This window comes from Clostridium sp. 1001271st1 H5 (genome assembly GCF_005845215.1).
Lineage (GTDB): Bacteria > Bacillota > Clostridia > Lachnospirales > Lachnospiraceae > Enterocloster.
In genome coordinates this window covers 1-13,332 of sequence record NZ_SPHO01000021.1, presented here as the reverse complement: position 1 = coordinate 13,332, position 13,332 = coordinate 1, and the positions used below count along the sequence as shown (strand labels likewise).

Genomic DNA, 13,332 nt, shown 5'->3' with positions numbered 1-13,332 from the left:
ACTGTTTTATTTTTCTGTCCCTCCAATCCGCGCCCTTGCAAGGGCGCAATACTCGGCGTTTATCTCAATGCCTATATAATGCCTGTCAAGCTGCCTTGCGGCTGCCCCCGTCGTGCCGCTGCCGAAAAAGGGGTCAAGCACAACGCCGCCTTTCGGACAGCCCGCCTTGATACAGGTTTCGGCAAGTTTTGGCGGGAACGCGGCGAAATGCCCGCCCTTGTAGGGAACGGTATTGATAAGCCACACGTCCCGCCTGTTCCGCATGGTCGGCATGAGGGCTTCGTCGTAGTAGCTGCCGCTTCGCGCCCGGTTAAGCCCCTGTACTTTCCCCTGTCCGGGTATTTCGTCCGCATATTTCTGTCCCGCGCTGCGCCCGGTGCGGTACCGCGCCGCCGTTGTGGGGGCTAACGGCTCGGCTATGGCGGCTGCGTCATAGAAATATTTCTTTGACTTCGTAAGCAGAAAGATATGTTCATAGCAGCGGGTAGGGCGGTCTTTCACGCTCTCCGGCATGGGGTTTTCTTTCTGCCAGATAATGTCGCTCCGTAAATACCACCCGTCAGCGCGTAGGGCAAAGGCTAAAAGCCAAGGGATACCGATTAAGTCCTTTTGTTTGCAGCCGGAAACGCGGTTGTTTCTTGCAATCTGCTGTCCGTTTCTGCCTTTCGGGTTCTTCGGGTCTGCATGGTAGCCTTTATTTCCTGTGCCGCAGTAAGTGTCCGCGATATTCAGCCAGAGCGTACCGTCAGAACGCAGTACCCGGCGCAGCTCGCGGAAAACCTCGGTCAGCCTGTCAATGTACTGCTCCGGCGTGTCCTCCCGCCCAATCTGCATATCAAGCCCATAATCTCTAAGCGCATAGTAGGGCGGGCTTGTGACGCAACAGTGTACGCTTTCCTCTGGAAGCTCCCGCAAGGCATAGAGCGCGTCGCGGTTGATGATGGTGTCAGTTTTCAGCCCGTTCATGCTTCGCCTACTTCCTCCGGCTTCGTCGTCATTACCCGGTAAAGCTCGGTGTCTTTCGGGAAGCGGTCTACAAAGGGCAGCACCACGTTCCCGTAGAAGATAAGCCCCTCGCCCGCTTCGGTGTGGGTGACATATTTCATCTGCTGCGGGGAGATGTTGAGCTGCTTTGCAAGGATAGCCCGGTCGCCCGCCGCCTGATTGAGCATGAGGACAAAATCAGAGTTTTCAAAGATATTCTCCACTTCGCGGGAAGCAAGCAAATCCTTGACATTCTGCGTAATGGCTGTGGGTATGCCGCCCCATTTTCTGAAACGCTTCCAGATTTCAACGGAATAGGCGGCGGTCTGTTCCTCTTTCAAGAGAAGATGAAATTCGTCCATAAAATACCGGGTGGATTTCCTTTCTGCCCGGTTGACGGTGACGCGGTTCCATACCTGGTCCTGCACAATGAGCATACCTAACTTTTTGAGCTGCTTCCCAAGCTGCTTGATGTCAAAGCAGACAAGGCGGTTGTTCAGCTCCACGTTGGTACGGTGGTTGAATACGTTAAGGCTCCCGGAAACGTAAAGCTCCAATGCCGCCGCGATACGCGCCGCTTCCGGCTCCGGCTGCTTCAAAAGCTCGTCGTAGAGGTCGCCCAAGATAGGCATTTTCTCCGGGTCGGGGTCTGCAAGGAAAGGGCGGTACACGTTCCTAACAGCGCGGTCAATGACGGTCTTATCGACAGGCTGCAAGCCCTCCTTACCGCCTATGACAAGCTCGCAGAGGGAGAGGATAAAGTCGGATTTCAGCGCAAGGGGGCTGTCGTCCTCGGAATAGTTGAGGTTAATATCCATAGGGTTCACATACTGGGGCTTCCCGTCAATGCCCTTGCCCGTAGGCGATAACCGTATCACTTGCCCGTCAAGCCGCTGCACAAGGGAAAAATACTCTGCTTCCGGGTCGCAGATAATAATGTCGTCGTCTGTAATGAGGAAAGCGTTTGTCATTTCCCGTTTGGCGGCAAAGGATTTCCCGCTTCCCGGCGTACCCAAGATTAAGCCGTTGGGGTTCTTTAGCTGCTTGCGGTCGCAGAGTATCATGTTGTTAGACAGGGCGTTCAAGCCGTAGTACAAAGCCGCGCCCGTCTGGAAAAGCTCCTGTGTGATAAAGGGGATAAAGATAGCGGTGCTTGACGTGGTAAGCCCTCTTTGAATGGGGATAAGGTTCTCCCCAAGCGGTACAGAGGACATAAGCCCCGCTTCCTGTTGGTAGTCAAGGCGGGTTAAGGCGCAGTTGTTCTTCTGTGCTATGCCCGCCGCCGCGAATACGTCATTTTCCAGTTTCCGCTTCGTGTCCGCCATGTTCACCACAAGGAACGTCAAGAGGAACATTCTTTCATTCCGGCTCTGCAAGTCCTGTAAGAGGTTCTTCGCTTCGCTGCCGAACGTGGCAAGGTCGGACGGGATTATATCCATGTCATAGCCGCTGCGTACCGCTTTTTTCTGTTCCTCGATTTTCATTTTGTCAAGGTCGGTGATTTTCCGCTTGATTGTCTTTATGGCTTCGGTCTGGTCGATACTGTGGATATGCAGATTGACGATAACGCCCGTTTCCAAGTCCAGAATATCCGATAAGATACGGTCGTTTAACTCCGGGGCAAGGATTTCAAGGAATGAAACCGCGCCGATTTTGCGCCCCATGCGGAAATAACGCCCCTCGCCAAAACGGAAAGAGGACGGGGCGATAAAGTCCTTTGTGGAAAGCCCGGACGGGGCAAGCCAAGAAAAATCAAAGGAAAACTGCCCGCCCTCCGGGTGGAAAATGCCATGCAGCATTTTAAGGCGTTCATAGCCTGTCATGGGGCGGGCAGCTACGCCCAAGAGCTTAAAGTTGTTCAGCACGTCCGTTTCGATACGGGCAAGGCGGGATTTCGCCGCGCCCAGACTGTCGGCTTCAATGGCAAAGGTGATATACTTCGCCTTGACAAGCCCGTTGTTGCCCTTTGCAAGCTGGTTTTTCAGCATATCCCGGTATTCTGTGCGGATAGAATTGAAAGCGTCCTCCTGTGCCGGGATATTGACCGCCTTTTCCGCTTCGCCCCGCTGCGTCCCCTGATTGATGAAAGAAAGCTGCACCGAAACGGAAGCGTCAAAGTAGTTTAGGAAGTCGCACCAGTTCTCAAAAATGGCGGTCTTGTCGTCTGCCTGTGCAAGCTGATAGTTAATATCTTCAAAGGCGACGGTCTTTGAGTATTTGCGCTGCGTAACCTTGCAGATACCGTCCGGGTACATCTGGATATAGGGGATTGTCTGCTGCGCGGTGTGCGCTTTCCCGTCGCCCTTTGCCTGTCTGATGATTTCCGCAATCTGCTTTTTCTCGGCGCGGGTGAGCTTGCGGGGCGGGTTAGGCTTTGCGCTTCCCGCCGCGCTGTTTCTTCGTGTTTCCTTTTGCAATCGCTGATACCTCCTTTTCAAGTTTTCTCTGCCGTTCTAAGACGGAATAAAAGTTGTCTGTCCTGTATGGTCGTTCTTTGGGGGCTATGAATTTTGTCTGAATGATGTTCTTCACCACCACTTCAAGGGGCTGTCCATGCTTCTCATACATGGCAAAGAGGAAACAGGGCAGCATGACGGCAATCATAGCCATAGACGCAAGGCTGGTGCCTGTGCTGTCTTTGAGCAGAAAGAAAAGCGGCAAGCCGAACAGGAGAGCCGCCGCAAAACATACAATCTGCCGTTTGGTAAGGTTGAACGCTACTTTTGTCTTGACTTTGGATAAGTCTTTGGGTACGGGTACATACGCCAAGTGAAAACCTCCTTTCTCTGGGTTTGGTGTTGCTGTAATTTTCCATAAGGGTAATCAAGGCAAAGGTCAATCTATGCCCTTTGCCCGCCCGTATTATATGGGGGTTATCCGCGTCAAGGTCGGGTCGTATTTTCGCCGCTTCGCTCTGAAAATCTCCACCCTGCCCTTGACACGCCGCTAATGCGCGGAAAAAATCGACTTCGCCAGTGCGCCGGATTTGAACAGGGAGAAACAGAGGATAACGGTGTAGGCTGCAAGGGAGAATATCGCGCTGTGCAGATTGTCCGCTATTATCATGTTGTTTACCAGAACCGCGTAAATGCCGACGCATATCATAATGAGGAAGCCTTGAAAACCGATAGCGAACAGGGATTTTAGGTAGTTGTTTCCTATCTGCCCCCATTCCCGGTTAGTCATAGTTGCAAACGGGATAGGCGATACCGAACAGTAAAGGTAAATTTCTATCATACGCCCGTAGAGGATAACGGTTATCAGTACGGACATGATTTTCATGCACAAGCTCACAAGGCTTGTTTCCATGACAAGTAAGAGCAGTTCGGGGATTTCCATAGCGTCAAGCCCGCTTTGCATGGAAGCAAGGGCGGCGGCAACATCAATCTCTGTGCTGCCGCCGATTACCCCCGCCGCGCCGGAAACAACGTGCTGCGCCATATCGAACACCGCCATAGTGATGTCAAAGGTGTGCGTCACAAGGTAGACTGCCACAAACGCCTTGAACACCCACTTGAAGAACATGGAAGTGTCAACGTCGTGCATATTGTTCTTTTCCGTTACCATGCTGATAAGCTCATAGCATAGGACGTAGGTAATGACAAGCCCCGCAATGGGTACGATTACATTCTCACTAAGGGTCTGTATCATGGAGAATATATTTGCGTTCCACCCTTGCGGGGTCTGCCCTACCTCTGCGGCGATAGTGCCGACTTTTTCGTTTACGTCCCCGAACATAGTTGACAGATTACCGTTTATGGCTCCTATGAGGATTTCCTTTATCCATTCGTTAATCGCGTCAAGTATGCTCTGCATAAGCCTTTACCCGCGCTTCTTAACCGAACAGCCCGGAAAGCAGCGGTACAAGGGTCATGCCGATAAGGGCAACGCCGCCGCCCGCCATAAGCTGTTTTATCCCCAAATAGGTGTAGGAAAACGGCTCGATGGCGGGCGGCGGCGTGTCAAGAAATATCTATGGAGTTTTTAAGAACCGCCCCGGCGGGGGCAGGTCAGGCTGTGACCTGCTCCACCTCCGGGATGGGTTTGAGATTGAAATGAATTTCGATAGAAATGTGTCTTGTCTTATCGCTGTCTATGCTCTCATGGACAACGATTTCTTTAATCAGGCGGTTAAGGGTGGCGGCGTCCAGTTCCGTGATGTCGGCGTATTCCTGAATGGCTTCCACCCACTGGCGGGCGTCACACGCAAGCCGGATTTCATCGGCCAGCTTCTTCCGGCCTTCCGTGACCTTTGCTTTCAACTCGGCCTGTTCCGCCTGCGTCTTTTCCATCAGCAGATTGAAGTTCGCTTCGCTGATACGCCCGGCAACCATGTCCTCATACAGCCGCAGCACCATCTTTTCCAGAACGTCAATCCGTTCCTCGTCTTTGGTAAGGGAACGCTCCAATGCTTCCCGTTGGCCTTTCTGCTCGGCTTCGCAGGTGTCGGTCAGCTTCCCGGCAACGGCTTCCCCGTCCATCAGGGCGGCTCTGGCGCACTCCCGGATTTTGTTCAGCACAAGGCTGTAAAGGGTGTCGTACTCAACCCGGTGCTGGGTACAGTGCTGCTTGCCGTAGGCATTGTAGGTTTTACAGGAATAAATTTGCTTCGGGTGCTTGTCGTTGGTGTAGCGGATAGTGAGCGACTTCCCGCACTCGCCGCACTTGATAAGCCCCGCAAACAGGCTGATTTCCCCGGTCTGGCGGGGGCGCTGCCGGGATTTCAGCTTGCGCTGCACGATGTCAAAGGTCTTGCGGTCAACAAGCGGCTCATGCTGGTTCTCCACCACAATCCAGTCCTCCGGCTTCTTCTCCCCGATGGTGCCGATTTTGAAGCGGTATTCCTTCTTCTGGGAAGCGATAGCGCCGGTGTAGACGGGGTTCATCAGGATGTCCTTAATCACGGAGAAATCCCACATATACCGCCCGTTTACCGGGTCTTTCTTTTCCCACTTGGTTGACACGTTCCGAAAGCCCCGCACCCGGTTCCAGTAGGTCGGGCATGGGATTTTTTCATCTTCCAGCCTGCGCCGGATGTAGTTGGGGCCGTGTCCTTCCAGCGCCCACGCAAACAGACGCCGGACAATGGGAGCCGTTTCCTCATCAATCAGCAGATGGTTTTTGTCCTCCGGGTCTTTCCGATACCCGAAGGGGGCAAGGCAGCCGGTAAACTGGCCTTTCTGCGCTTTCAGCAGATAAGAGGAATGAACCTTCTTGGAAATATCCTTGCTGTACATCTCGTTGAGGATGTTCTTGAACGGTGCAATATCGTTGTTGTCCCGCATGGTGTCGATACCGTCATTCATGGCGATATACCGCACGCCGTTGCGGGGGAAGAAATCTTCAATCAGGAAGCCGGTCTGCAAGTAATTCCTACCCAGTCTGGACAGGTCTTTCGTGACCACAAGGTTTATCTGCCTGCGCTCAATGGCTTTCAACATCCGTTTCAGGTCGGGGCGCTCCATGTTCAGCCCCGTGTAGCCATCGTCCTGATAGACTGCAACAACCTCCCATCCCTGCTTCTCGCAGTAGGTTTCCAGCATAGCCCGCTGGTTTGCGATACTGGCGCTCTCCCCGTCAAGGTCATCGTCCTTGGAAAGCCTGCAATAGATAGCCGCCCGGAAGCTGCCTGCCAGTATTGCGTCTACGCCTGTATATTCAAATCCGTTCATCATAACCGTTACCCGCACAATCCAGACGGAACACGGTCACTCTGAACCTTGTCTTTATTATATCCTAAATCTTGCTTTTTCGCAAGATATTCTTTATCATTTCTCTGGCTGTATTTCTGTGCAATCAGGCTCACGAAAACGTCCGTAGCGTCCAGTTCGCCGTCAAATACTGTTGTGACATGGATTTCTGTTTTGTTTTTTGCCATAGGCAGTTACCTCCATAAATGAAATATGCCAGACAGGAGAGGGTCGGCAACGAAGTCCGGCAACGGGCTTCAAAAAACCTCGAAAACAATCTCTGTCTGGCGGTTTGGTTATTTATTACTTTTTCTTTTATTTTTCTGTTGCTTTGGTTGTCAGAGGGGAGAAAAGCCCGCAGTTACGGGCTTTTTCCCGGCAACCAGCCCGGCAACGGGATAGCAACGGGGTCGGCAACCGGCTGTCATTTCCCCGGATTTTTCAGAAGGGAAGTTCCATCTGCTCCGTGACCTCCACAAATCCGTCCGGCGTTTTTTCACGCCCGTTGTCAGCGCCCGTTGCCGGGGCTTCCCGTTCCCAGCCCTTTTGCCTGCCGTACCCTTCAAATATCCGGGGATTGGAGAAATACTTCCATCCCGTGATACCGTGGTTCATAATGTCGTTGACTTCCCTGATTTCCCATTGTTTCGGCTCGTCAAAGGGGTGGTTCAGGGCTTCTTTGAAAAGCTGCTTGGAGCATACGGCGCTGCCGGTGTAGCGGTCAAGGTATGCCTGTATCATCCCGGCCTTGGTGTCCTCCGGCATGAAATCCCGCTGGTGTTCTTTGAGGTACTGTATCATTTCGGGGGTAAAAGACAGCTTAAAATCGCCGCTTTTGTAGGTTGTCATGGCTTCCGCCCATACCTGTTCAAGATAGGCTCTGGAAGCGGCTTCATCGTCCAAAATGTGTACCTCGGCCTGTTCGGGGTAGACCATGACCGGCAGGAAGCGCCGGTTCCCGGAACGGTCAAGGGGCAGGAAGTCCAGGGCGTTGGAAGTCCCGCCAAACACGCACTGCCGCAGCCTGTCCTCCGGGTGGGTTTCGTAGGGGATTTTATAGACCTCCTTCTGGCGGCTGAGGAAAGACTTGATTTCCTCTATGCTCTTGGCGTTGGCGGTGGCAATCATCTCCGACATTTCGATAATCCAGTGGCCTTGTAGCTTACGGTACACGTTATCATCGTCCAGCTTCCGCAAATCATCGGAAAACCACTCGTCCTTCACGGCCAGCAGCCGGAAGAAGGTAGACTTCCCGGCTCCCTGACCGCCCACCAGACAAAGCATGACTTCAAATTTACAGCCGGGACAGAACGCCCGGTGGATGGCTCCCAGCAAGAACAGCCGCAGCGATTGGAAGGTGTAGTTGTCCGTGTCGGCTCCCAGAAAGTGCCGCAGGCAGTAGCGGACACGCTCTTTCCCGTCCCAGACAAGGCCGTTCAGGTAGTCCCGGATGGGGTGGTAGCTGTTGGCGTCTGCCGCAAGGTCGGCGGCGTCCGCTATCCTTTTCTCGCTTGTCAGGCCGTAGGTCTTTTCCAGATACAGCCGGATATATTTCATGTCCGTATCGGTCATGGCCTTGCTGCCGGTTCTGCGTTTCCTGCCGATGGGCTTTAGAAGGTCAATACGCTCGGTCAGGAGATTTTTCGCAACCGCCCCGGAAAGAATGGGGTCATACTGGAATACCGTCAGGCAGTTTTGAATACTGTTGCGCACGCCGCCTTTCTCGGTGCTTTCCAGCATGGCTTTCACTTCCTCAACGCTCCGGGGCGGGGGTGCGGCTTCGATGGTGTCCATCACGGCCTGCCGCAGTTCGGGCGGCAAGGTCTGCCATTCTCCGCTCAAGGTTCCTCACTTCCTTTCCATAGCTGGCAATCAGGGCAGCCCGTTTCCTCATATCGGAGAACAGCAGCACATCCAGCAGATATTCCACATGGGATTGTTTCTGCAAGGCTTCCACGAAAAACGGGTGCCATTCCTCGTTCGGCGTCTTGGGGGCATAGTCCCGCTTCCAGCGGCGCAGCAGATTGTGATAGTCGGACAGTACCCGGAAACAGTATCGCTCCATGCTCTTAAATTGCTGCTCCGGGCTTTCCTGACGGGGCTTTCGCTTCGGACGGCTTCTGCCGGGTGGCTCCTTATCCTCATAGGGGATGGAGAAGTCCTGCGCCAGCATGAGGGCGGCTTCCTTGGGGCTGACGTTTTCCAGACGGGAAACAAAGTCAATCACATCCCCGTCTGCCTGACAGCCGAAACAGTGGAAGCGCCGGTCAACCTTCATGCTGGGGTTCTTATCGTCATGGAAGGGGCAGACGCACATCCCGGTTCTTCCCACCCGGACGCCGTAATGCTCGGCGGCCTGCCGGGTGGTAACAGACTGCTTCACGGCTTCAAATACATTCAATAGGCAAATCCTCCTGATACAAGAAAAGCGCCTGCCATTCTCACAAAGGAAAGGCAAGCGCCTGATTGGTTAAAGTTCCATATCCTGTTTTTGCTGGCGGCGGGGCTGCTGGCGTTTCTCTGCCTGTTCCTCCCGGATACGCTGCTCCCGGCCTTTGACTGCCTGCTGGATGGACGGTTTCTTTCCCGGCTCTGCGGTCTGGCGGTACTGCTCGGATGGCAAAACCTGATTGAGCCAGTGGCGCACATCCCGCAAAATCTTTACATCCTCCTGTACGGCAGTCAGCGCTTCCGTCTTGGAAGCGATATTCTCTGAAAGCTGTGCCTGTTCCCCGGCCAGCTTCTTTGTGCTGTACTTCGCCCCATCAAGGTGAACCTTGAAATACCGCAGGGCAGCGTTGTAGGCGTCCAGTTCCTCCTTATGGTCGGCGGCATATTTCTCCTTGGGTTTCTTCCAGCGGATAGCGGCATATTTCACATGAACCGGCTTGTTTGCTTCAAAGTTCCCGATATGGAAAAGCAGCCGGTCAATCTCTTTCACACGTTTCTCCATCGGCTTGATTTCCTCACGGATGGAAACGGCCTGTGCGCTGGCTTCATCCAGATAGGCGTCAAGGCTCTCCACGGTGGAAATCTCTTTCTGCCGCAGGAAGTCAAGGGCTTCCATGACCTTGTTGAAATCTCCAACAGTGCCTTTCAGCTTCCCCTTGGAAGTCCAGTCGGTGCGTTCCTCGCTCCGTTTATCCAGATACCGGGAAAGCAGTTCGGGGATGGTCGGCTCCTTTGCCTGTTCCAGCGCTTCCAGCAGCGCCGCCTTTTTCTCTTTCAGGCCGGACAGCCAGCCCTTTAAGCTGCGTACCATCTGCCGGATAGACTGCATGAGGGAATTGGCGGCTTTGATGTCCCGGTTCAGGTTGCCGATGTTGGTTTGTATGCCTTTCTTCTCCAACTGGCTGACCGCTGGCCCCATGTGGACGGTGGGAATTTTATCAATCCCCTGTCGGGCATAGGAGCGAAGGTCAAGGCGCTCCGGGCTGCCGATGGCTTCCAGATAGCGGTTTGCCGTGTCAGCCCAGCCCTGCCGCCATATCTCGGCGTACTTCTGGTCGTTCCAGTCCACGGTGTCCTCCTTGTGGCTTTTCCATCTGCCGGACGCAAGCCGGATACGCTCGCCGTTCTCGTCAAGGTCGTAGACCTTCCGGCTCTTTGGGAGCCATTTCCCGGTTTCGTCCATCGCCCGCATGGTAAGAAGGATGTGGGCGTGGGGGTTGCCGTCCCCCTTGTCATGGATGGCAAAGTCGGCAATCATGCCTTTGGAAACGAAAAACTCCCGGCAGTAGTCCCGGATAAGGTCGGCGTACTGTGACCGGGGAAGTTCCCTCGGTATGGCAAGCACGAACCTCCGGGCAAGCTGGGAGTTCCATTGTTTTTCAATCGCTTCGGCGGCGTTCCACAAGGTATTCCGGTCTGCGTACTCCGGCGGGGCATGGGGCGGCAGCATGATTTCGGTGTGGACGATTTCGCTTTTATGGGAATAGTATTTCTGTTTCTGGTCGTATTCGGAAAACAGCCGTTCCCCGCTCTGATAGGCGGCAGACGCAACGGCTGACTGGCGCTTGCTGCGCTGGATGATTTTCACATCAAAGTGCGGGCATGGCAAGCAGTGTCCTCCTTTCTCCCGGCGTCCGGGCATAAAAAGAGCAGGGAACCTGTTTCAAGATTTCCTGCTCGGTGGTGCCGCCGGTGGGCGGCTGGTATTCAGTTTTGAAAGTTCGGGTCATGTTGGCCCGAAGATGGAAAGCTATTTGTTCGCAAATTTACTTGTAATCCCTGTTTCTGTTTTATAAAACCCCAAAATCAGAAAAATAATTCCAACGACTACTCCTGCGAATACGGTAGACTGTGCGGAAATATTAAGAAGAAGTAAGGATATACACAAAACGATTTCTACCAAACCTAATGTTTTGCCAGTACCAATAAAAATATTAGGCGCTATGCTTTGTGCATAATCCCAATGCTCTTGTGATTTCCGGGATGTAGGCGTATTGTATCCGTTACCTGATGTCATATCTTTTACCGGGTGCTTCTTTAAGATATATCCTACAAAAACCATTACAAAAGGTATGATGAAATTCAAAACAAGCAATCCATACATAAAAACACCTCCTCATATAATCAAGTGTTTTTTATTGAAAATTCAAGGTTTTTCAACCTTTCATATCTCAGCGAATAAGCCACAGCTATGAGCATTTCGATGTATCAGGTACTGAAATAGTGGTTGAATGGTATACGAAATAAAACGTCTTTGTTTTCGTTTTACTGGCCTTGTGTATACCCTTCCCTCTATGGCAGCTAACCTCCTATATCCACCAGGATCATCTCTGTCTCCAGAGGTCCTAACTTCCTTCGTCCTGCCTGCCCATAACCAGGGTGTCAGCCATGCTCCTATACGGGGTCTCACCCCATGGAAAATATTCCTTCCGACTACTGGCTCATTCTTTGTATTATTGATTACTGACTCGCTTCCTGTTCCAGCACTGTGATCAGTGGACGTTATCTGTTACATTCCGCTTGATTCAGTGGCTGTCCACATGACAGCCTCCATTATAGTTACTTGTCTTTCTTACACAGCCTGTAGATAAACTGCCGGTCTCTTGATGTCACTGACCATCTTTTTCGGATCATAATCCGCACCTTTAGTCAACATGGCATAAAAGACTCGTATCAGCTTAGCTGCAATTACCATAAGCGACTGCATTTTCTTCAATGGATTCAGCCTCCTGGTTGTGTAATAATTATGGAGTTCCCTGAACTCCGGGTTCTTCGCCACAAGCGACATTGCAGCCTCAAAGAGCAGGTATCTGAGTCTCTTTCGACCTCGTCTGCTTATTGTTGTCTCGCCCTTGTGCTTTCCAGAACTATTTTCAACCAATGCCAATCCTGCAAGCTTCTGCAGTTCCTTCGGATTGTTGAAGCGGCTAATATCACCTACTTCTGCAAGGAACCCTGACACTGTCCTGATTCCCACACCTTTGATCTCTAACAGCTTTTCAGCCATCGGAATCCCTTTTACCAGTTCTTCAATTAGAACCATAACTTCCTGTAGACGCGTATTTCTGGATTCATAGTCCTCCAGAAGCATTCGGATTTCCATTCTTGCAGACACCGCACCTTCTTTGCTTCCAACGCTGTGCTCAGCAGCTTCTATCAGGGTCTTCGCCCTCGCTTTTCCAACTGCTCTTAACTTCGCATCCCGCCAGATCTGGTTCACTCCATCGATACCTAACATCAGGATATCTTCAGGAAGTGGTGCTGCTTTAAGGATCAGCATTCCGCTCTTGGCATCCGGCTTTCCGTATACCGTCTTATATTCAGGAAAATATATATTGAACCAACGACTGATCCTGTTTTGAATTCTTGTAAGTTCCGCCTGTAACTGGAATCTTATGTTTGATGCTGTTCTAAGATCAGCGTAAACACCATCCGGCAGGTATGGGATCATGTAACGTCCCTCTCTCACTAATCCTGCTATAACTTTCGGATCCTTACGGTCATTTTTAGTTGGATTATTATCGTCGAGTTCTTTTGATTTTTTCACATGGTGAGGATTCACAAGAACCGGTTTCATTTCATTATCCTGTAGAAACTTTCCAAGATTGAACCAGTAGTGCCCAGTCGGTTCCATACCTGGAACCACCTTATCCTTCTTATGTCTATCTTTGAGATCCAGGATCCATTCCTTAAATGTCACAAATCCAGCCTCTGTGTTGCTAAACTTAAATGGTTTCTTCGAATACTCGATTCCTCTGTAATCAAAAGCTCTGGCATAGTGCGTTTCACTTCCAACATCGATTCCGAGTACCAAAGTTTTTTCTGTAATAGCTTCAATTTTTGCGTTCTGTGTGTTAGACTTCATTGTAGATACCTCTCTGTTCAATAAGATTTTTACTAACCTGCCAGTCAGTAGTCTTATTGTACTCTGAGGTATTTTCAATTTTCAACGTCTACGCTTTTTATTATACAGGAAGCTCCTACTACTTGTTTTCTATAAATCCTATAATTGAAAAAATCAACCCTACAATCCCAATTCCGATAACGAGTAGCCCCATTCCTGATGAACAAAGAGAAATTATGATAGCAAAAAGTAGTATCGCAATACCTAAACCGATTTTTTTCATTGAAACCTCTCCTTCGCAAAATTCCAATTGAACAAAATCGCTGCGCAATGGCCTGCCAAGGCTGTGGCATAGCGATTTTC

At 51.6% G+C, this 13,332-nt stretch carries 12 protein-coding genes and 1 pseudogene; all 13 read right to left on the bottom strand.

Annotated elements, in window-relative coordinates; all coding sequences use genetic code 11:
* Positions 1-6: 6 nt before the first annotated feature.
* Positions 7-966, bottom strand: a complete 960-nt coding sequence (locus FGS84_RS24235) for a site-specific DNA-methyltransferase (RefSeq protein WP_002585097.1) — start codon at positions 964-966, stop codon at positions 7-9.
* Entirely contained in the window at positions 963-3,401 is a 2,439-nt protein-coding gene (locus FGS84_RS24230; protein ID WP_117534033.1) for a VirB4-like conjugal transfer ATPase, CD1110 family, read from the bottom strand. Before FGS84_RS24230 ends, FGS84_RS24235 begins: the two co-directional genes overlap by 4 nt.
* Entirely contained in the window at positions 3,352-3,753 is a 402-nt protein-coding gene (locus FGS84_RS24225; RefSeq protein WP_002569171.1) for a PrgI family protein, read from the bottom strand. Before FGS84_RS24225 ends, FGS84_RS24230 begins: the two co-directional genes overlap by 50 nt.
* 177 nt (positions 3,754-3,930) lie before the next feature.
* The gene (locus tag FGS84_RS24220) at positions 3,931-4,800 is read right to left on the bottom strand and encodes a VirB6/TrbL-like conjugal transfer protein, CD1112 family (protein WP_002584320.1); all 870 of its coding nucleotides are present in this window, start codon (positions 4,798-4,800) and stop codon (positions 3,931-3,933) included.
* A 19-nt stretch (positions 4,801-4,819) separates the two neighbouring features.
* Positions 4,820-4,903, bottom strand: a pseudogene (locus FGS84_RS24215) (Maff2 family protein); the annotation flags it as partial.
* 91 nt (positions 4,904-4,994) lie between these two features.
* Positions 4,995-6,659, bottom strand: a complete 1,665-nt coding sequence (locus FGS84_RS24210; RefSeq protein WP_009249964.1) for a recombinase family protein — start codon at positions 6,657-6,659, stop codon at positions 4,995-4,997.
* A 5-nt stretch (positions 6,660-6,664) separates the two neighbouring features.
* Positions 6,665-6,862, bottom strand: a complete 198-nt coding sequence (locus FGS84_RS24205) for a hypothetical protein (RefSeq protein ID WP_009249963.1) — start codon at positions 6,860-6,862, stop codon at positions 6,665-6,667.
* Between the two features lie 253 nt (positions 6,863-7,115).
* Positions 7,116-8,468 carry a virulence-associated E family protein gene (locus tag FGS84_RS24195; RefSeq protein ID WP_204987869.1) on the bottom strand — a complete coding sequence of 451 codons (1,353 nt, stop codon included), beginning with the start codon at positions 8,466-8,468 and terminating at the stop codon, positions 7,116-7,118.
* Positions 8,428-9,075 carry a CHC2 zinc finger domain-containing protein gene (locus FGS84_RS24190; RefSeq protein ID WP_138310884.1) on the bottom strand — a complete coding sequence of 216 codons (648 nt, stop codon included), beginning with the start codon at positions 9,073-9,075 and terminating at the stop codon, positions 8,428-8,430. The genes FGS84_RS24195 and FGS84_RS24190 overlap by 41 nt, the downstream gene beginning before the upstream one ends.
* A 69-nt stretch (positions 9,076-9,144) precedes the next feature.
* Positions 9,145-10,734: a MobQ family relaxase gene (gene mobQ, locus FGS84_RS24185; protein ID WP_138310883.1), complete on the bottom strand. Its 1,590-nt coding sequence runs from the start codon at positions 10,732-10,734 to the stop codon at positions 9,145-9,147.
* 141 nt (positions 10,735-10,875) lie between these two features.
* Positions 10,876-11,229 (bottom strand): SdpI family protein, encoded by a 354-nt coding sequence (locus FGS84_RS24175; protein ID WP_009249959.1) that lies wholly within the window; start codon positions 11,227-11,229, stop codon positions 10,876-10,878.
* Between the two features lie 468 nt (positions 11,230-11,697).
* Positions 11,698-12,990: an IS110 family transposase gene (locus FGS84_RS24170; protein WP_138310881.1), complete on the bottom strand. Its 1,293-nt coding sequence runs from the start codon at positions 12,988-12,990 to the stop codon at positions 11,698-11,700.
* Positions 12,991-13,108: 118 nt separating this feature from the next.
* Positions 13,109-13,332: hypothetical protein (locus tag FGS84_RS31265; RefSeq protein WP_207671139.1), on the bottom strand; the 224-nt coding region annotated here is incomplete at its 5' end.

What these genes read in the sequence shown, in the direction of transcription:
- FGS84_RS24195 (WP_204987869.1), bottom strand. Translation starts at nt 8,468, where the DNA reads ATGGACACCATCGAAGCCGCACCCCCGCCCCGGAGCGTTGAGGAAGTG.
- FGS84_RS24210 (WP_009249964.1), bottom strand. Translation starts at nt 6,659, where the DNA reads ATGATGAACGGATTTGAATATACAGGCGTAGACGCAATACTGGCAGGC.
- FGS84_RS24170 (WP_138310881.1), bottom strand. Translation starts at nt 12,990, where the DNA reads ATGAAGTCTAACACACAGAACGCAAAAATTGAAGCTATTACAGAAAAA.
- FGS84_RS24235 (WP_002585097.1), bottom strand. Translation starts at nt 966, where the DNA reads ATGAACGGGCTGAAAACTGACACCATCATCAACCGCGACGCGCTCTAT.
- FGS84_RS24175 (WP_009249959.1), bottom strand. Translation starts at nt 11,229, where the DNA reads ATGTATGGATTGCTTGTTTTGAATTTCATCATACCTTTTGTAATGGTT.
- FGS84_RS24220 (WP_002584320.1), bottom strand. Translation starts at nt 4,800, where the DNA reads ATGCAGAGCATACTTGACGCGATTAACGAATGGATAAAGGAAATCCTC.
- FGS84_RS24205 (WP_009249963.1), bottom strand. Translation starts at nt 6,862, where the DNA reads ATGGCAAAAAACAAAACAGAAATCCATGTCACAACAGTATTTGACGGC.